At 73.8% G+C, this 18,532-nt stretch carries 16 protein-coding genes and 1 riboswitch; of the genes, 7 read left to right on the top strand and 9 right to left on the bottom strand.

What is annotated here, in order from left to right; genetic code table 11:
• The first annotated feature begins 46 nt into the window (after nt 1-46).
• Both FKD65_RS09730 and thiI read left to right on the top strand, forming a co-directional pair.
• Nucleotides 47-1,072: a 6-phosphofructokinase gene (locus FKD65_RS09730; RefSeq protein ID WP_141577143.1), complete on the top strand. Its 1,026-nt coding sequence runs from the start codon at nt 47-49 to the stop codon at nt 1,070-1,072.
• A gap of 145 nt (nt 1,073-1,217) precedes the next feature.
• Nucleotides 1,218-2,444: a tRNA uracil 4-sulfurtransferase ThiI gene (thiI, locus tag FKD65_RS09725; protein ID WP_141577142.1), complete on the top strand. Its 1,227-nt coding sequence runs from the start codon at nt 1,218-1,220 to the stop codon at nt 2,442-2,444.
• A gap of 415 nt (nt 2,445-2,859) precedes the next feature.
• On the opposite strand, the gene FKD65_RS09720 is transcribed toward thiI, so the two are convergent.
• The 3 genes from FKD65_RS09720 to aroF all read right to left on the bottom strand — a co-directional run bounded on the left by FKD65_RS09720 (nt 2,860) and on the right by aroF (nt 6,069).
• Nucleotides 2,860-3,756: a DUF5954 family protein gene (locus FKD65_RS09720; protein ID WP_141577141.1), complete on the bottom strand. Its 897-nt coding sequence runs from the start codon at nt 3,754-3,756 to the stop codon at nt 2,860-2,862.
• Nucleotides 3,757-3,796: 40 nt separating this feature from the next.
• Nucleotides 3,797-4,789: a DMT family transporter gene (locus tag FKD65_RS09715; protein ID WP_141577140.1), complete on the bottom strand. Its 993-nt coding sequence runs from the start codon at nt 4,787-4,789 to the stop codon at nt 3,797-3,799.
• A 233-nt stretch (nt 4,790-5,022) separates the two neighbouring features.
• Entirely contained in the window at nt 5,023-6,069 is a 1,047-nt protein-coding gene (gene aroF, locus FKD65_RS09710; protein ID WP_141577139.1) for a 3-deoxy-7-phosphoheptulonate synthase, read from the bottom strand.
• Nucleotides 6,070-6,325: 256 nt separating this feature from the next.
• Between aroF and FKD65_RS09705 the strand changes: the two genes are divergently transcribed.
• The 5 genes from FKD65_RS09705 (at nt 6,326) to FKD65_RS09685 (ending at nt 11,521) form a co-directional block, all read left to right on the top strand.
• Nucleotides 6,326-6,949: a sulfite oxidase-like oxidoreductase gene (locus tag FKD65_RS09705; protein ID WP_141577138.1), complete on the top strand. Its 624-nt coding sequence runs from the start codon at nt 6,326-6,328 to the stop codon at nt 6,947-6,949.
• A gap of 110 nt (nt 6,950-7,059) precedes the next feature.
• On the top strand, nt 7,060-8,439 hold the full coding sequence (locus FKD65_RS09700; protein WP_141577137.1) for a sensor histidine kinase: 1,380 nt from the start codon (nt 7,060-7,062) through the stop codon (nt 8,437-8,439).
• A gap of 76 nt (nt 8,440-8,515) precedes the next feature.
• The gene (locus FKD65_RS09695; protein WP_141577136.1) at nt 8,516-9,328 is read left to right on the top strand and encodes a LytTR family DNA-binding domain-containing protein; all 813 of its coding nucleotides are present in this window, start codon (nt 8,516-8,518) and stop codon (nt 9,326-9,328) included.
• On the top strand, nt 9,318-9,821 hold the full coding sequence (locus tag FKD65_RS09690; protein ID WP_141577135.1) for a hypothetical protein: 504 nt from the start codon (nt 9,318-9,320) through the stop codon (nt 9,819-9,821). Before FKD65_RS09695 ends, FKD65_RS09690 begins: the two co-directional genes overlap by 11 nt.
• A complete protein-coding gene (locus FKD65_RS09685) occupies nt 9,818-11,521 on the top strand; it encodes a cation acetate symporter (protein ID WP_141577134.1) in 1,704 nt (567 codons plus the stop codon). Before FKD65_RS09690 ends, FKD65_RS09685 begins: the two co-directional genes overlap by 4 nt.
• A gap of 721 nt (nt 11,522-12,242) precedes the next feature.
• On the opposite strand, the gene FKD65_RS09680 is transcribed toward FKD65_RS09685, so the two are convergent.
• The 6 genes from FKD65_RS09680 to thiO all read right to left on the bottom strand — a co-directional run bounded on the left by FKD65_RS09680 (nt 12,243) and on the right by thiO (nt 18,327).
• Nucleotides 12,243-13,094, bottom strand: coding sequence for a deoxyribonuclease IV (locus FKD65_RS09680; RefSeq protein WP_141577133.1), 852 nt, complete (start codon nt 13,092-13,094; stop codon nt 12,243-12,245).
• A 20-nt stretch (nt 13,095-13,114) separates the two neighbouring features.
• On the bottom strand, nt 13,115-15,037 hold the full coding sequence (gene pknB / locus FKD65_RS09675; protein WP_141577132.1) for a Stk1 family PASTA domain-containing Ser/Thr kinase: 1,923 nt from the start codon (nt 15,035-15,037) through the stop codon (nt 13,115-13,117).
• Between the two features lie 36 nt (nt 15,038-15,073).
• Complete coding sequence (locus FKD65_RS09670) at nt 15,074-16,045, bottom strand: DMT family transporter (protein ID WP_141577131.1); 972 nt, start codon at nt 16,043-16,045, stop codon at nt 15,074-15,076.
• Between the two features lie 139 nt (nt 16,046-16,184).
• Nucleotides 16,185-17,000, bottom strand: a complete 816-nt coding sequence (locus FKD65_RS09665; RefSeq protein WP_141577130.1) for a thiazole synthase — start codon at nt 16,998-17,000, stop codon at nt 16,185-16,187.
• Nucleotides 17,001-17,002: 2 nt separating this feature from the next.
• A complete protein-coding gene (gene thiS / locus FKD65_RS09660) occupies nt 17,003-17,203 on the bottom strand; it encodes a sulfur carrier protein ThiS (RefSeq protein WP_141577129.1) in 201 nt (66 codons plus the stop codon).
• Nucleotides 17,200-18,327: a glycine oxidase ThiO gene (gene thiO / locus FKD65_RS09655; RefSeq protein ID WP_141577128.1), complete on the bottom strand. Its 1,128-nt coding sequence runs from the start codon at nt 18,325-18,327 to the stop codon at nt 17,200-17,202. The genes thiS and thiO overlap by 4 nt, the downstream gene beginning before the upstream one ends.
• A riboswitch (TPP riboswitch) is annotated at nt 18,317-18,430 on the bottom strand. It overlaps the preceding gene by 11 nt.
• Between the last annotated feature and the right edge of the window lie 102 nt (nt 18,431-18,532).

The following is an 18,532-nucleotide window of genomic DNA, read 5'->3' as shown; positions in this document are numbered from 1 at the left end:
GAACCTCGATCGAGGGAGGAGTCCGGTGGCGGGAGAAGGTGACGGCATGCGCGTCGGAGTGCTGACCGGGGGCGGCGACTGCCCCGGCCTGAACGCGGTGATCCGCGCGGTCGTCCGCAAGGGCGTCCAGGTGTACGGCTACGAGTTCGTCGGCTTCCGGGCCGGCTGGCGCGGGCCCCTCGAAGGCGACACCGTGGCCCTCGACGTCCAGGCCGTGCGCGGGATCCTGCCGCGCGGCGGGACGATCCTCGGCTCGTCGCGGACCAACCCGGTGAAGGTCGAGGGCGGCGTCGAGCGGATCAAGGACAACCTCGCCGGCCTCGGCGTGGACGCGCTGATCGCCATCGGCGGCGAGGACACCCTCGGCGTCGCGCGCGAGCTGTACGCCGACGGCGTCAACGTCGTCGGGGTGCCGAAGACGATCGACAACGACCTGAACGCGACCGACTACACCTTCGGCTTCGACACCGCGGTGAACATCGGCATGGAGGCCGTCGACCGGCTGCACACCACCGCCGAGAGCCACCACCGCGCGCTGATCTGCGAGGTCATGGGCCGGCACGCGGGCTGGATCGCGCTGCACGTCGGCATGGCCGCCGGCGCCAACGTCATCCTCATCCCCGAGCGGCCCTTCGACATCGAGAAGGTCTGCGAGTACGTCGAGAGCCGGTTCAAGACCCGCTACGCGCCGATCATCGTGGTGTCGGAGGGCGCGCACCCGATCGACGGCCAGATGCAGCTCCAGACGGGGGAGCGGGACGCGTTCGGCCACGTCCGGCTCGGCGGCATCGGGCAGGCCCTCGCCGACGAGATCGAGAAGCGCACCGGCAAGGAGGCCCGCGCCACCGTGCTCGGGCACATCCAGCGCGGCGGCACCCCCACCGCGTTCGACCGGGTCCTCGCCACCCGCTTCGGCCTCCAGGCCATCGACGCCGTCAAGGACGGCGACTACGGCAAGATGGTCGCCCTCCAGGGCACCGACATCATCCGGGTCGGGCTCGACGAGGCGACCAAGGAGCTCAAGACCGTCCCGCTGGAGCGCTACTCCGAGGCCGAGGTCTTCTTCGGCTGATCCGGGTCCCCTCCGGCCGGTCCGCCTCGCGCGGGAACAGGGAATCCGGGTCGCGGTGTTGCCCACTCTGGGCCACACTGGAAGTTCTCCGGTGCGTCCGACCCGTTCGTTCGCCTTGTCCCTGTTCCCGCCAGGAGGATCACGCATGACCACGCTCGACACCGCGCCGGCGGAGGTCCGGGAGCAGTCGCCGGTCGACGGCGAGCCGTGCGTGCTGCTCAAACTGGGCGAGGTCGTCCTCAAGGGCAAGAACCGCGAGCAGTTCGAGCGCCGCTTGGCCGACAACGTGCGCACCGCCGTCCGGCCGATCGCCCGTGTCGACGTCATCCGGCGGCACGGCGTGTTCATCGTCCGCAAGCACGACGCCGACCTGGCCACCATGGAGCGGGTCGCCCAGCGGATCACCGACGTCATGGGCATCGCGCGCGCGCACCGCGCCTGGCGGGTCGGCAAGGACCTCGCCAGCGTCGAGCGCGCCGCCCTGGAGCTCATGGACGGGCGCACCGGCACCTTCGCCGTCCGGTCGCGGCGCCGCGACAAGCGCTTCCCGATGACCTCCACCGAGCTCGACCGGCACATCGGCGCGCTCGTCGCCGACCGCTACGGCCAGCCCGTCCGGCTCAAGGACCCCGAGCACACCCTGTCGATCGAGGTCGACCGCGACGAGGTCTTCGTCTACTCCGGCGGCCTGCCCGGCCAGGGCGGCCTGCCCGTCGGGATGAGCGGCCGCGGCCTCGTGCTGATGTCGGGCGGCATCGACTCGCCCGTCGCCGCGTACCGGATGATGCGCCGCGGCCTGCGCGTCGACTACCTGCACTTCTCCGGCATGCCGTTCACCGGCCCCGAGTCGATCTACAAGGCGTACGCGCTGGTCCGCGAGCTGGACAAGTTCCAGACCGGGTCGCGGCTGTTCGTCGTGCCGTTCGGCAAGGCGCAGCAGCAGATCAAGTCGTCCGGCGCCGACCGGCTCGCGGTGATCGCGCAGCGGCGGCTGATGCTGCGCACCGGCGAGGTCCTCGCCCGGCGGCTGCGCGGCTCCGCGCTGATCACCGGTGACGCCCTCGGGCAGGTCTCCAGCCAGACCCTCGCCAACATCACCGCGCTGGACGACGCCGTCGAGCTGCCGATCCTGCGGCCCCTCGTCGGCATGGACAAGATCGAGATCATGGACCAGGCGCGCCGCATCCGCACCCTGACGATCTCCGAGCTGCCCGACGAGGACTGCTGCACCCTGCTCGCGCCCCGCCGCGCCGAGACCCGGGCCAAGATCGGCGACCTGCGCCAGATCGAGAAGCGCCTCGACGTCGGCGAGCTCGCCGACCAGCTCGCCGCCTCCGTCCAGGAGCACCGCCCCGCCTACGGCGGTGTTTAAATGCAGTCACGGCCCACTCCGCTCGCCTGGCGGCTCGCTGCGTGACCGGGCCTGGGCGAACGCGGCATCGCTTCGCGATCTGCCCGGTTCCGCTCGCCTCCGGCTTCGCTCCACCGGGCAGGTCACGCGTTCGCGCGCGTGGCCGGGGTCACTTCGCGACAGGGCCTACGCCTTGTGCCGGGCCACTTGGGTCCGCGCGGCGATGCACGGCTTCGACCGGGTCGTTCCACCCGGCTCGCCCCGGCCTGACCTGGGACGGCGGGCCTGACCTGGGCGCTTTGGGTCCGCGCGGTCCGATGCACGACTTCGACGGGCCGTTCGATTCCCGCCCCGCCTCGGACCGGCCGTTCCACCCGGCTCGCCTCGGCCTGACCTGGGACGGTGGGCCTGACCTGGCCGGACGGGGCTCGGTGCCTCAGTGGGCGTCGAAGTCCGTGCGGCGCGGCGGTTCGGGGCCGTCCGGGCCCAGCAGGGTGATCCGCTCGATGCGGACGATGCGGAAGCGGCGTCCCGCGACGGCGATGCCGTTGCGGCGGGTGCGGTCCTGCATCAGCTCCGCCGCCTCGGCGAAGCGGGCGACGTCCACCGCGGCGGGGCTCTCCACCGCGGGCACCACGTGCCGGAAGTAGGTGGCGAGCGAGTCGCGGGCCTGCTGCGGCGCGTCGTACAGCCGGCCCACGGGCCGCCAGCGCCGCTCGCCGCGCTCGGCGACGGTGAACGCGGGCGCCAGCACGACCGGGGTGAGGAACGCGCCGGATGGCTCGTTGCCCGTCGCCGCCGCCGCGTCGAGCACCTGGCAGAGCAGTTCGGCGGTCGCGAGGTCGGACCCCGGGCCGTCCTCGGCCAGCAGCTCGTGGGCGCGGGCGGGCGGGACGCGGCCGGACGCGGGCAGCGGGTCCAGGTCCGTCGGGCGGGGCGGCTCGGGGCCGTCCGGGCCGGTGCGGACCAGCTGCTCGATCCGCACGATCCGGAACCGCCGCCTGCCCGCGGTCACCTCGTCGACCGGCTCGCGCCGCAGCGTCCGGGCCGCGGCCGCCAGGCCGCCCGCCCCCGCGCCGAAAGCCGCCCGGTCCTCCAGGTGGTCGGCGAGGATCTCGCGCGCGCCCTGCGGCAGCGGGTCGAACGGGCACACGACCTGCCAGCCGTCCGGGACCTGCTCCGCGGCCGTGAACACGGCGCCCAGGGCCACCAGCTCCGGATAGGCGGACAGGGCGCGGCGGGCGTCCGCCAGCAGGACCGCGGCCACCGGATCGACGCCGTCCAGGTCCTCCGGGAAGAGCCGCCCCCCGGCGTCACCATCTCCCGTCGTCATGCCGGTCATCATCCTCGCCGCGCCGCGCCCGGCCAATGGTTCAGACCAATTCGTTACCGCGCTGTGCGCCTTCCCCGCCGCCCTTCGCGCCCTTCCCGCGGCGGTTCCGCCGGGCCGGCGCCACGATGACCACGAGGCTCGCCGCCAGCAGTACGAGGCCGCCCAGCGCCGCGCCGCCCAGCCGCTCGCCCAGCAGGACCGTGCCGAGCACGGCCGCCACCGCGGGCTCGGCGAGCGTCAGGGTCGTCGCCGTCGTCGCGGGCGTCGTGCGCAGGCCCCGGGCGAACAGCAGGTAGCCGCCGCCGGTGGTGACCACGCCGAGGTAGAGCGCGATGAGCGCGCCGCTCCCGGTGAGCAGCCAGCCCGTCGGCCCCGCGAGCAGGACGGGGACCAGCGGGAGGGCCGCCGCCGCGAACAGCGCCCCGGCGACGGCCCGGTCCTCCTCGCCGCGGGTGATGAGGACGGACGCCACCGTCGCGTACACCGCGTACGACAGCCCGGACAGCAGGGCCAGGCCGATGCCGAGCGGCTCGGCGCCCGCGTCCCGGCCGCCGCCGACGAGCAGCGCGCAGCCCGCGACGGCCCCGGTCGTGGCGATCGCCCACCGCCCGGTGAGCACGGACCGGCGCGCGAGCAGGCCGATCACGCCGCTGAACACCGGCGCGCCGCCGATCGTGACGACGGTTCCGACCGCGACGCCGGTGCGGCCCGCGGCGACGAAGAACGCCGTCTGGTAGACCGTGATGGCGACCGCGCCGAGGCCGACGAGCGGCAGGTTGCGGCGGTTTCCCAGCAGGCGGCGCAGCCCGGCGCCGCCCCGGGTGGACGCGGCGAGGGCCAGCAGCACCAGGCCGCCGATGATGATGCGGACCGCGGCGATCGAGTAGGGGGACGCGCCGTCCGCGAACGTGCGGACGGTGCCGGTCGTCCCCCACAGGGCCGCCGCGAGCAGGACGTCGGCGCCGCCGCGCCGGGCGCCGGAGGACGAGGAGTGCTCTTCGGACGCGCGCCGAAGAGAGGTGTTGTGAGACACGGAGAAGGGCTCCTGGGCTCGAATCGGGAGAAGGATCCGGATTCGGGGCGCAGGACGGCACGGCCGGGCGCACACCGGCGCCGGGCCGTGTCGGGATTGCAGGAATGCGGTCGCCGCGCCCCGTCAGGAGCGCGGCGGGCCGCAATCAGGTGCCCAGTAAGCCATGGTTCAGGACGATACCCGCTCGGCGTGCCCGCGGGCCCCCGCCCGGGGGCGGGAACCGGGCACGGCGGTCAGGCGGGCACGGCGTCGGGGTCCGCGCTCCTGGTCAGGGAGCGGCCGACGATCGGCGGCAGGTCGCGCACGAGCTTGGCGAGCTCGCGCAGGTCGCCGTCCACCAGGGCCTGCGGGCCGTCGCACAGCGCGGTCTCCGGGTGCGGGTGCACATCGATGATCACGCCGTCGGCGCCGACCGCGATCGCGGCGCGCGTCAGCGGCAGGACGAGGTCGCGGCTGCCGCCCGAGTGCGACGGGTCCACGATGACCGGCAGGTGGGAGAGGCGCTGCGCCACCGGCACCGCGGAGATGTCGAGGGTGTTGCGGGTCGCCCGCTCGAAGGTGCGGATGCCCCGCTCGCACAGCACGATGTCGAGGTTGCCGCGCTGCGCGACGTACTCGGCCGCCATCAGCCACTCCTCGATCGTCCCGTTCATGCCGCGCTTCAGCATGACGGGCTTGCCGGACTCGCCGGCGGCCTGCAGGAGGGCGAAGTTCTGCGCGTTGCGGGTGCCGATCTGGAGCATGTCGGCGTAGGAGGCGACGAGCTCGACGTCGGCGGCGTCCACGACCTCGGTGACGATCGGCATGCCGGTCTCCTCGCGGACGTCGGCGAGGATGCGAAGCCCCGCCTCCCCGAGGCCCTGGAAGGCGTACGGGGACGTCCGCGGCTTGAATGCGCCGCCGCGCAGCAGCGTCGCTCCGGCGGCCTGCGCCATCTGCGCCGCGCCGAGGGTCTGCTCGGGGGTCTCCACCGCGCACGGGCCCGCGATCAGCGTCATGCCGCCGGGGCCGATCGGGACCCCGCCGACCCGGACGACCGACCGCTCGGCGTGGTTCTCGCGGCTCACCAGCTTGTAGGGCACCGAGATGCGGACGACGTCGCTCACGCCGCGCATGGCGCGCAGGTTCAGCGAGCCGAACTGCTCGACGTCGCCCACCAGCCCGACGATGGTCCGCTCCACGCCGCGGCTGACGAAGGCGTCGCCTCCCGCCGTCTCGACCAGTGAGACGACGGCTCTGACATCCGCTTCGCTGGCCTCCGGGGCCATGACGACGACCATGGGTGTGCTGCCTCTCCTTCAGGCCCCGGGAGGCCGGCCGGTCCCGGAACGGCGAAAGCCCCGGGCCGGCCGGCCCGGGGCTTTCGCCTTCGTGGTCTGTCAGCGCAGCGTCTGGCAGACCAGCCGTCCGGGCTGGTCGGGCCAAAAGAAATACACGACGTTGCGCATGGGGAAAGCGTAGCCGATGTCCGGGGGCGCGGCCCGCACGCACCCCGGATATGGCCCAGCTCACTCCGGGTGGCAGGATGGCCGCGTCATGAGCGACCCCGAACAGCCCGCGCCGCAGCCGGGCGAACTGCCGCCCGGGCAGTACGTCCCCCGGGGCTGGCCCGTGCTGCACTACGGCCCCGTGCCGAAGTTCCGTCCCAAGGACTGGGACTTCCGCGTCTTCGGCGCCACCGAGTCGGGGGAGCAGCACCGCTGGGCCTGGGACGAGTTCGACGCGCTGCCGAAGGCCAGATCGGTCGCCGACTTCCACTGCGTCACCAAGTTCACGATCCCGGACAACGAGTGGGAGGGCGTCCCCGGCGCCCTGGTCACCGAGCTGGCGCCGCCCGCACCCGACGTCACCCACGTCATGGTCTGGGCCGAGTACGGCTACAGCGCCAACATCCGGATGAGCGACTTCCTCGCCGAGGGGACGATGTTCGCCACCCACCGCGACGGCGAGCGCCTCAGTCCCGACCACGGGTTCCCCGTCCGCATCGTCATCCCGCACCTGTACGCGTGGAAGAGCGTGAAGTGGGTCCGGGGCGTGGAGTACCTGGTGAAGGACCGCCGGGGCTTCTGGGAGGAGCGCGGCTACCACAACGTCGCCGACCCGTGGCGCGAGCAGCGCTACTCCTACCAGGAGGACGAGGGCGAGTCGCCCCCGCTGTGACCGGTCCGGGGGCGGGCCCGCCCCGGCGGGCCGAGCGTGTCCCATTCGAGACCTCGGTATATCGGCAACAGGCGCACCCGCGGCGATGATAGCCATTACCGTACGTTTCCATGGACCTACCGTCCGTCACAGATGCCGTGGTGTACGCCGCGGCGGCCGGGGTGAGCGGGGTCTGGGCGCCGCGCCGGTGGTGCCTCCTGCCGCGGCGGGGGGCCGCCGAGCCGGCGGAGGCGACGGCGTTCGCCGCCCTGCACCTGATCGCGCACGCCGCGCCCCCGCTGCGGGCCGGGCTCACCGGCGACGCGGCGCGCAGGGCGGCCCGGCTGCTGCGCTCGCTGCTCGGCGCCGAGGCGGTCGCGATCGTGGCGGTGCGCCCGCCGGACGATCCCGGCGGTCTCGACGAGCCGGCGGGCCCGGGCGGGCCGGGCGAGGCGCCCGCGCAGGGCGGCCCGGCGGGGCCGTGCGATCCGTCCGGGCCGGGCGCCGGCGCGCGGGACGCCCCGCGGCTGCTGGCCTGGGACGGCGCCGGCCGCGGCGCCCACGCCGACGGGGCCGTCGCGCACGCGCTGCCGGTCCTCGCCACCGGCAGGCCGCGGGTCATCGCGCCCGAGCCGCTCGCCTGCGGCGACCCGCACTGCGGCGTCCAGGTGGCGATGATCGCCCCGCTCACCGTCGAGGGCCGCGTCGAGGGCGCGCTGACCGCGTACTGGCCGAGCCCGTCCACCGCGCGCGTCCGCGCGGTCGGGGAGGCGGCCCGGCTCGTCACCGGCCAGCTCGAGCTGGCCGGGCTCGACACCGCCCGCGTCCTGCTCGCCGAGGCCGAGCTGCGGGCGCTGCGCGCGCAGATCTCCCCCCACTTCGTCTACAACTCGCTCACCACGATCGCCTCGTTCGTCCGCACCGATCCCGAGCGGGCCCGCGGCCTGCTGCTGGACTTCGCCGACTTCGCCCGCTACTCGTTCCGCAACCCGCGCGACTTCACCACCCTCGCCGACGAGCTGCGCTCGATCGACCGGTACCTGCTGTTGGAGCGCGCCAGATTCGGCGACCGGCTGCGGTGCCATGTCGAGATCGCGCCCGAGGTGCTGCCGGTCGCCGTGCCGTTCCTGGCGCTCCAGCCGCTCGTGGAGAACGCCGTCCGGCACGGCATGGCCGGCGGGCGCGAGGCGTTCCACATCTCGATCGTGGCCCGCGACTCGGGCGCCGAGGCCGCGATCAGCGTCGAGGACGACGGGATCGGCATGGATCCCGAACGGCTCGAAGAGATCCTGTCCGCGCCGCTCGGACGCCCCGGGCCCACCGGATGGGGGAGCGTGGCGACCCACGACCGGCCCGAGGGCGGCCCCGGCATCGGCCTAGCGAACGTCGACGCGCGCATGCGCCAGGTCTACGGCGAGGAGTACGGGCTCACCGTCGAGACAGCGCTCGGCGCCGGAACCAAGGTCAATCTGCGCGTTCCGAAGTACCGTCCCGGCGTCTTTCCCGGCTGAGGCGTGATCCCGCGACACGCCACTCACTTTGTGGAACCGATTGCGGACAGACGGTAATCGCGGCAAAGTCGCCCTCATGCTGCACGTCCTCGCCGTCGACGATGAACGCCCCGCCCTGGAGGAGCTGACCTACCTGCTCCGCAAGGACCCGCGGATCGGGCGGGTCAGCGGCGCGGGCGACGCCTCGTCCGCGCTGCGCGACCTGAGCCGGATGCTCGTCGACGGCGAGCACCTCGACGCCGTGTTCCTCGACATCCGCATGCCGGGGCTCGACGGCCTCGACTTCACCCGGCTGCTCACCGGTTTCGCCGCGCCGCCGCACGTGGTGTTCGTGACCGCGCACGACGACTGCGCCGTCACCGCCTACGAGCTCGGCGCCCTCGACTACCTGCTGAAGCCCGTCCGCCCCGAGCGGCTCGCCGAGTCCGTCCGCCGGGTGGCGGCGGCCGTCCGCCGGACGTGCCGGCCCGCCGGCGAGGCCGCCCCCGACCCCGACGACGAGATGATCCCCGTGGAGCTCGGCGGCCGGACGCGCCTGGTGTCGCGCCGCGCGGTGACCCACGTCGAGGCCCAGGGCGACTACGTGCGGCTGCACACCGCCGACGGCGGCTTCCTGGTCCGCATGCCGCTGTCGGCGCTCTCCAAGCGCTGGGAGGGGGCGGGCTTCATCCGGATCCACCGCAGCACCCTCGTCGCGGCCGCCCACATCACCGAACTGCGCTTCGACGGCGGCCGGGCGGCCGTCCAGATCGGCGACGAGCTGCTCCAGGTCAGCCGCCGCCACACCCGCGAGGTCCGCGACCTGTTCGTCCGCAAGTTCCACCAGGCCGACGACGGCGCCGAAGCCGGAAGCGCGGCGAGCACCGGGGAGGGCGGCGATGACCGATGAGCGCCGCGAAACCGCGGCCGGCGCGGCGGCCGTCCGCCCCCGCGCCCTCCCGGAGGGCACGGCGCCGGACACCTCCGGCACCGGAACCCCCACATCCGACCAGCCGGACCCCGATCCGCCCGATACCGCCCCGCCCACCACCCCGCCGCCCGCCGGTCCACCCACCCCCGACGTGCCCGCCACCGATCCGGCGCGCGCCGACCGGACCGTTTCCGGTTCGTCCATCGGGGGCGCGGAGACCCGTGCCCTCATCCGCGCCCAGCTGCGCACCGCGCTCGGCACCGGCGCGTTCGTCGTGATCGTGGTGACGGCGCTTCCGGCGCTGACGGCGCTGGTCCCGGCGGTCGCGCGGGCCCGGGTGCACGGCGTCCCGCTGCCCTGGCTCCTCCTCGCGTTCGGTGTCCAGCCGGTCTGGATCGCGGCGGCGTTCCGCCAGCTCGGCCGCGCCGAACGCGCCGAACGCGAGCTGCCGAGACCGGCGGGCCCGCGATGACCGCCGTGGCGGTCGCCGCGGCGCTCCTCGCGCTGCTGGTGACGACCGCCGCCGTCCGCACGGGCGACCGCCGCTCCGCCTGCACCGCCTCCGACCTCCTGAGCGCCTCACGGGGCATCAGCCCCTGGCGGAACGCCTCGGCGATCAGCGGCGAGTACCTGTCCGCCGCCGCGTTCCTCGGCACCGCCGGGCTGGTGCTCGCCTACGGCGCCGACATGCTGTGGCTGCCGGTCGCGGCGACCGCCGGGTACGTCCTGCTCCTGGCCTTCGTGACCGCGCCGCTGCGCAGGTCCGGCGCCTACACCGTCTCCGACTTCGCCGAATGGAGGCTCGGCTCCCCGGCCGTGCGGCGCATCGTCACCTGCTGCGTCTGCTTCATCTGCTGGTTCTACCTGCTGCCCCAGTTCCAGGGCGCGGGCGTGACCCTGCGCGTGATGACCGGCGCCCCCGTGTGGGCGGGATGGGCCGTCGTCGTCGCGGCCACGCTGCTGCTGGTCACCTCCGGCGGGATGTGCAGCATCACCGCCGCCCAGAGCCTCCAGTTCTGGGTGAAGACGGTCGCCTTCGCCGTACCTGCCGTGGCGCTGCTCCTCATGTGGAACATGGACGGCCGCCCCGACCCCGTCGGCGAGGGTCCCGCGCGGTTCGCGCACACCACACGGGTCCACGTGCGCACCGAGGTCGCGGTCGTCGCCCCCGCCGCCGTCATCGTCACCGCCCGGGGACGCGTGGACGGCGTACGCCGCGACGGCGCGGCGATGACGCTCACCGAGGGCCGGCACGCCATCGGCCGGTCCACCGAGATCGTCTTCCCGGCCGGCGCTCCGGTGCCCCATGCCGAGAGCCTGCCCGTCCAGGACGGCACCACCTGGGCCACCCCGTCCGGCCGCGGGCAGGAGCACGGCCTCTACCGCACCTACTCGGCGATCCTGGCCATCTTGCTGGGGACCATGGGCCTGCCCCACATCCTCATGCGCTTCTACACCAACCCGAGCGGAAGCGCCGCCCGCCGCACGGCGGCGCTGGTGCCGGTCCTCCTCGCGCTCTTCTACGCCTTCCCCGCCGTCTACGCGGCCATGGGCCGCATCTACGCGCCCGAAGTCCTGATGACCGGCGACACCGACGCGACCGTCCTGCTGCTGCCCCGAAGCATCCCCGGACCCGCGGGCACGCTGCTCACCGCGCTCATCACCCTCGGCGCGCTCTCGGCGTTCGTCTTCACCTCCTGCGGCCTCGTCATCGCGATCGCCGGGACGGTCACCCAGTGCGCCCGCCGCAGCGGCGCCGCGTCCTTCCGCACCGCCACCGTGCTCGCGCTCGCCGTCCCCCTCGCCCTGCTCCCCAGGATCGGCGCGCAGAGCGCCGCGACGCTCGTCACCCTGGCCTTCTGCGTGTCGGCGTGCTCCCTGTGCCCGCTACTGCTCCTCGCCATCTGGTGGCGCGGCCTGACCGCCGCCGGAGCCGCCGCCGGCCTGCTCGTCGGCACCGGCCTCGCCGTCGCGGCCGGCGTCCTCCACCTGTACGAGGCCCCCCTGACCGGCTGGTCCGCCGCCGCCGTCGCCGAACCCGCCGCGCTGATCGCCCCCGCCGCGTTCGGCGTCATGGTCGCGGTGTCGCTCCTGACCCGCCGCCGCGTCCCCCGCCACACCCACCGCGCTCTGGCGAGACTGCACCTCCCCGAGGACGTGTTCGGGCGTTGAGTCCCACCTTGCGCCTTTGGCGACGGCCCCGCATGGCGCGCCCCGGAGCCCCGAGCCGCTCGTCCCGCCCCACGGACCGCTCATCGAGCGACTACGCTCCGTATATCTCTGACTACGCACCGTTCATCGAGTGCCGCTTGTCCCACCGCCCACGGGGGGCGCCGCCCCTCTAATGTTCTCAGTGGCACCACACGCCACACCGCCCTCGGAGGAGCGGGCGGCCCCCCGGCCGCGAACCCCTCCCACAAGTGCAAACCCGGAGATCCGGCGCCACATGCCGGATCGTGAGTCGCAGGATCCCGTACCGGGGGGGTGGGATCCCGCGACCTGTGGCTCGGGCGTCGCTGGACAGTCGGGGGGTTGTCCAGCGGCGCTCGAGCTCATTGCTTTTTATCCTCCTTCGGGCCTGAAGGCCCTCCATCGTCTAAAAAGCGGGCGATCGCTGGCATCGCTCCGGCTCGCCTTGCGGCTCGCTGCGCGATCAGATTCTCGCTCCGCTCGAATCTGCCTTCGGACGCGATCGCAACCATTCAGGTTGTTGCGTGGTGCTGTGACGGCTGGGGGTCGTTGCAGTAGTGGGGTCCTGTTGGTGCGCCGGGCTCGCCTGGCGGCTCGCCGGGCGACGGAGTTCCCGTTTTGTCTTGCGGCGTGTTCACCTATCGGCGCTCGCAGAAGGGCCACTCGTCGCCAGTCACTGCACCCGGTGCCCCCTGAACTCGGTTCAGGGGGTGTCGCGTAGGCGTTTTAGGGTTTCTATGTCTTTTGCGTGGGGGGCAGGGGCTCGGCCCGGGGTTTCGATGATGAAGGGGACGCCTGTGGTGGCGGGGTGGTGGAACAGGTCGGCGAAGGGGGACTCGCCTATCTGGCCCGCGCCTATGTTCTCGTGGCGGTCCTTGGCGGAGGCGCAGGCGTCCTTGGAGTCGTTGGCGTGGACCAGTTTCAGGCGGCCCTCGCCCACGGCGGCCACCAGGGCGTCGAGGGTGTGCTTGGCGCCGCCCGGGGCGGTCAGGTCGTGGCCCGCTGCGAAGGCGTGGCAGGTGTCGAGGCAGACGCCGAGCTTCGGATGGTGGTCCAGGCGCTCGAAGAAGGGGCCGAGGTCCTGGACCTTGGCGCAGAGCATGTTGTTCTGGCCGGCCATGGGTTCCAGGAGGAGGTCGGGGCCGTCCTCGGGGATCTCGTCCAGGAGGGGGAGGACGTGCTCGCGGACCTGGGCCATGGCCTCGTCGTAGGTCCGGGTGACGGCGGAGCCGGTGTGGACGACGACGCCGCGGGCGCCGATGGCGCGGCCGCGGGTCAGGGAGTGGCGGACGGCCGCGAGCGACCTCTCCAGCGTCTCCGGGGTGGGGGAGCCGAGGTTGACCAGGTACGGGGCGTGGACGTAGACGGGGAGGCCCTCGTCCCGGAGCCTGGCGTCCTCGGCGGGCCTGCCTTCGGGCAGGGCCCACCCGCGCGGGTTGGAGACGAACACCTGGACGGCCTCGGCGCCGATCTCCGCGGCGTACTTCAGGCCGCCGGTGGCGAGGCCGCCGGCCACGGGGACGTGGGCCCCGACGGGGCTGATGGGTGGGCTCATGGCCCGTCCAGCCTAGTCGGTCAGGGCCCCCGGACGATCGTGATGGTGGAGCCGCGCGGGGCCTCGCCGCTGCTCGGGGCCTGGAAGCGGACGACGTTGCCGCCGAAGCCCGTCACGTTCACCCGGAAGCCGGAGTCCTCCAGGGCGCGCCTGGCCTCGCCCACCCGGCGGCCGGTCAGGTCCGGGACCGGGACGTTCTGGTTGCCGTCGCCGTCCTTGCAGCCGATCTGGAGGCCGCCCGTGTCGATGAGGCAGTCGCGCTTGTTGACGACGATGGTGACCTCGTCGCCGCGGGAGACGCCGGTGCCCTCGGACGGGTCCTGGCTGATCACCGTGTCGGGGTCCTTGCCCTGCACCTGCTTCTTCTCGACGGTGACCTTCAGGCCCATCGAGCGCAGCTGGTTGGCGGCGGCGTCGCCGTTCTGGCCGACGAGGCCGGGCATCGACATGCCGGCGGACACGACGACGGCGACCGGCTCGTCGGGGGTCTGCTTCTCGCCGGCGCCCGGGTCGGTGCTGATGACGTCGCCCTTGGCGACGGTCTGCGAGGGGGTGGTGCTCGTCCGGCCGACGGTGAAGCCCTTGTCCTCCAGGGTCTTCTTGGCGTCGGCGACGGACTTGCCCTCGACGTCGGGCACCTCGCGGGGCGTGATGCCCTTGGACGGCGTGAGGGTGACCGTCTGGCCCTTGGCGACGCGGGACCCCGCGGGCGGGTCGGACTTGGCGACGCCGCCCTTGTGGACGCGGTCGCTGTAGACCGCCTTGGCGGTGCGCACGTCCATGCCGTCGGACTCGAGCTGGTCGCGGGCGTCGGCGACCTTCATCCCGATGATGGAGGACGGGACGTGCTCGTACTGGCCGGACGTCTGGTACCAGACGGCCCAGCCGAGGATGACCGCCGCGAGCAGGCCGATGGCGACCAGGACGTAGCGGCCGGTCAGCGCCCCGAGGGCGCGGTCGGTCCTGGTGGGGCGCGCGGCGTGCTCGGGCGCCATGGTGTCGGCGTCCAGGAGGGCGGTGCGGCCGTGGGCCGGCGGGGCCTGGAGCACGCTCGTCGCGTTGCGGGACGACTCCTCGACGCGGCGGTCGAAGTCGCGCGGCAGGCCGCCGTACACCTCGGCGACCTCGGCCAGGTACTGGTTGGCGTCGTGCGGGCGGCGGGCCGGGTCGTGGCTCGTGGCGTCGGTGACCAGGGCGTCGACCCGCGCGGGCAGGCCGGGGACGACGCTCGACGGCGGCGGCACCGTCTCGTTGACGTGCTTGTAGGCGACGGCGAGGGGCGTGTCGCCCTGGTGCGGCAGCCGTCCGGTCATCAGCTCGAACAGCATGATCCCGGCGGCGTACACGTCGGAGCGGACGTCGGCGTTGCCGGACAGCACCTGCTCGGGCGCCAGGTAGCCGACCGTCCCGATGATCATGCCGGTCTTGGTCATCTTGCTGGCGGTCTCGGCCCGCGCGAGGCCGAAGTCGGCGACCTTGACCTGGCCGTCCTCGGTGATCAGCACGTTCTCGGGCTTGACGTCGCGGTGCACGAGGCCGGCCCGGTGCGCGGCGCCGAGCGCGGCCAGCACCGGCTGCATGATCTCCAGCGCGGCGCGCGGGCCGAGCCGGCCGAGCGAGTTCAGCGCGTCGCGCAGGGTGCGGCCGGCGACGTACTCCATCACCAGGTAGACGTGCTCGCCGTCGGTGCGCTGGTCGTAGACGGCGACGACGTTCGGGTGCGACAGGGCCGCCGCGGCCTTGGCCTCGCCGATGAAGCGGGCGACGAAGTCCTCGTCGGAGGCGAGTCCCGCGTGCATCACCTTGATCGCGATGATGCGGTCGAGCCTGAGGTCGCGCGCGAGGTAGACCGTGGCCATGCCGCCGCGGGCGATGCGGGACTCAATGCGGTAGCGCCCGTCGAGCACGCGCCCGACGAGTGGATCAGCAACCGTCGTGTCCATCGGTGCGAGTTTACGGCCCGATCCCCATGGATCTCATCACTCGCGAGTATGAGCATCGATGAGTCCGGGGTCCGACTCCCGAGGGGCGCCCGGTTCGGGGGTGACGGGCGGGACGCGGCGCCGGAGCGTCCGCGTGCTGCGGGAGACGGCCACACCGGTGAGGCACAGCAGCCCGCCGGCCAGGGTGACCAGGCCGGGGACCTCGTCCAGGAACAGCCACGACATCAGCACCACGAGGGCGGGCGCGGCGTAGGTGGTGGCGCCCATCTTCCCGGCGGACGTGCGGGCCAGCGCGTACCCCCAGGTCGTGAACGCGAGCGCGGTCGGGAAGACGCCCAGGTAGACCATGTTGAGGGTGGCGCCGGTGGGGGCGTCCGCGGCCTCCGAGACGAGCTGCCCGGAGAACGGCAGGCAGGCCACCGCGCCGATCGCGCAGGCGAACGTCGTGAACTGGAGCGACGACGCGTGCCTCAGCGCGGGCTTCTGGGCCACGACGCCCGCGGCGTAGGTGACCGCGGCCGCCAGGCAGAGCAGCACCCCGCCGACGGACGAGCGGCCCTCGCCGGACATCGACAGCCCCACGACGGCGGCGCCGGTGAACGAGACGGCCATGCCGAGCATCAGCCGCGACGACAGGCCCTCCTTCAGCAGCCAGCCGCCGAGGAGCGCGATGAGGATCGGCCCGATGTTGACGACGAGTGCGGCGGTGCCGGCGTCCACCAGCTGCTCGCCCCAGTTCAGGACGACCATGTAGCAGCCGAACCACAGCAGGCCCGAGGTGACGATGCCCGGCCAGGCGCCCTTGGGCGGCAGGCCCTCGCGGCGGGCGAGCCAGAGCGCGCCCAGCACCACCGTCCCGGACAGGAGGCGGCCGAGGGCCAGGGCGCCGGGGCTGTACTCGGCGCCCGCGCTGCGGATCGCGACGAAGGCCGAGGCCCAGAAGACCACCGTGACCGTTGCCGCCGCCACCGCGAGTTTGTCGACGCGCGCGCCGCTGTCCTGCTGCATGTCAGGCACCTTAGGTAGGGGACGTTTCCATCGACACCGAAGCGATCCGCGCGGCTGCGGCCGTGGTGGACGGGTCCAGTCTGCGATGCCCGACATTTCAGGTCCAGCGAATATTTCTACACGTGGATCTTTAGCATCGCTACGACGTCGCGAGACCCTCGAACGGGGAGGAGGCCTGGGCGTGGCGGCGCTTGGGGATGCGCCCGGCGAGCCGCGCGAGCCTGCCGCCCTCCACCGCGTGCCGCATCGCGGCGGCCATCCGCGCGGGGGACTGCGCGCGGGTGACGGCGGTCGCGAGGAGCACGGCGTCGCAGCCGAGCTCCATGGCCAGGGCCGCGTCCGACGCCGTGCCGAGCCCGGCGTCCAGGATCACCGGGACGCCGGCGCGCTCCACGATCAGCTCGATGTTGTGCGGGTTGCGGATCCCGAGCCCCGACCCGATCGGTGAGCCGAGCGGCATCACGGCCGCGCAGCCGAGCTGCTCCAGCCGGTGCGCCAGCACCGGGTCGTCATTGGTGTAGGGCAGGACGGTGAAGCCGTCGTCGACGAGCTGCTCGGCGGCCTCGACCAGCTCGATCGGGTCGGGCAGCAGCGTGCGCTCGTCGGCGATCACCTCCAGCTTGACCCAGTCGGTGCCGAGCGCCTCCCGGGCGAGCTTGGCCGTCAGGACGGCCTCGCCCGCGGTGAAGCAGCCGGCGGTGTTCGGCAGCACCCGGATGCCGCACTCGGCCAGCACGTCCAGCACCGAGCCGCGCGCGGACGGGTCCACCCTGCGCATCGCGACGGTGGTGAGCGCGGTCCCGGACGCGGTGAGCGCCTCGCGCAGCACCGCCATGCTGGGCGCCCCGCCCGTTCCCATGATCAGCCGCGAGTCCAGCTCCTCGCCCGCGATGACCAGCCTGTCGGTGCCCGGCCCCGCCGCCGTGCTCTCCGCGTCCCTGTTCCTCGTGTCCATCCTCATCCTCCCTGGACCGCGGTCAGCACTTCGACGCGGTCGGCGTCCTTCAGGGGCGTGGCCGCCCAGGCCGAGCGCCGGACGACCTCGTCGTTCAGCGCCGCCGCCACGCCCGTCGCGGCGGCCGTGACGGACGCGACGACCTCGGCCACGCTCGCGCCGTCGGGCAGCTCGCGCGGCTCACCGTTGACGATCACCTTCATGCGCTCACCTCGGGGGAGAAGCGGTCGGGGGCGAACGGCCCGGCGACCTCGGGGACGGGCCCGTCCAGCAGCATCGCGGACAGGATGTCGGCGCTCACCGGGGCGAGCAGGATGCCGTTGCGGAAGTGCCCGGTGCCGACGAGCAGCCCGGGCAGCGAGGTCCGGCCCATCACGGGCGCGTTGTCGGGGGAGCCGGGCCGCAGCCCGGCGGTGACCTCGGCGAACTCCAGCTCGGTGATGCCGGGCAGCAGCTCGCGGGCGTCGCGCAGCAGCTCCCACAGCCCGCCGGCGGTGACGCGCGTGTCGAAGCCCAGCTCCTCCTGTGTGGCGCCGAGGACGATCTCGCCGTCCGCGCGCGGAACCAGGTAGACCGAGGACCCGCGGACGAGGCCGCGGGTCGGGCGCCGCAGGAACGGCGTCCGGGTGCGCAGCCGGATCACCTGCCCCTTCACGGGGCGGACGGGTGGAACGGTCCCGGGGGGCAGGCCGCCGAGGTCGCCCGACCACGGTCCGGCGGCCAGCAGCACCCGGTCCGCGCGGATCACGGTGCCGTCGTCCAGGCCGACGCCGACGGCCGCGTCGCCCTCGACGACGACGCGCGCGGCCCGCCGCCGGACGAGGCGGACGCCCAGCCGCTCGCACGCGGCCAGCAGGGCGGGGGCGAGCCTGCGGGGGTCGATCGAGCCGTCGCGCGGGGCGAGCAGGCCGCCGCGGACGCCGGGCGCGAGCATCGGCTCCAGCCGCCTGCACTCGCGGCCGGTGAGCGCCTCCGCGGGGATGCCGAGGTGCTCCTGGAAGCGGCGCAGGTCCTCCAGGTACCGCAGGTCGTCGGAGTCGAACGCGACCTCGATGATCCCGTCGGTGCGGTAGCCGGTCTCCAGGCCGGTCAGCTCCTCCAGCTCGGCGACGAACGCGCCGTAGCGGTCGCGGGAGGCGAGGCCCAGCCGCAGCAGCGGCTCCTCGCCGTAGTTCAGCTCGCTGACGGGGGTCAGCATGCCCGCCGCGACGGAGGAGGCGCCCGACGCGGGCGCGGGGTCGACGAGGGTGACGGCGGCGCCGCCGGCGGCGGTGCGCCAGGCGGTGGCCAGGCCGACCACCCCGGCACCGATGATCGCTGTCTCCATGCGCGCTCCCTTCGCCGGCATGATCCGGATCAGGTCGTGGCGGTCGGCGGCCCGTTCAGCCGCCCTCTCAGCCCGGTCGAACCGGACTCCCGCGCTCTGTGCTGTTCTGTGCTGTTCTGCGCTGTGCTCTCGCCCCACCATACGACCTCGGCGAACGGGACGAACGGCTGGACACCTGTCCACCCGCCTGTCCGCCCGCGGATCG

Origin of the sequence: Actinomadura sp. WMMA1423 (assembly GCF_006547145.1) — a bacterium.
Classification (GTDB): domain Bacteria; phylum Actinomycetota; class Actinomycetes; order Streptosporangiales; family Streptosporangiaceae; genus Spirillospora.
The sequence above is the reverse complement of the archived record's forward strand: the minus strand, read 5'-3'. Positions and strand labels throughout refer to the sequence as shown.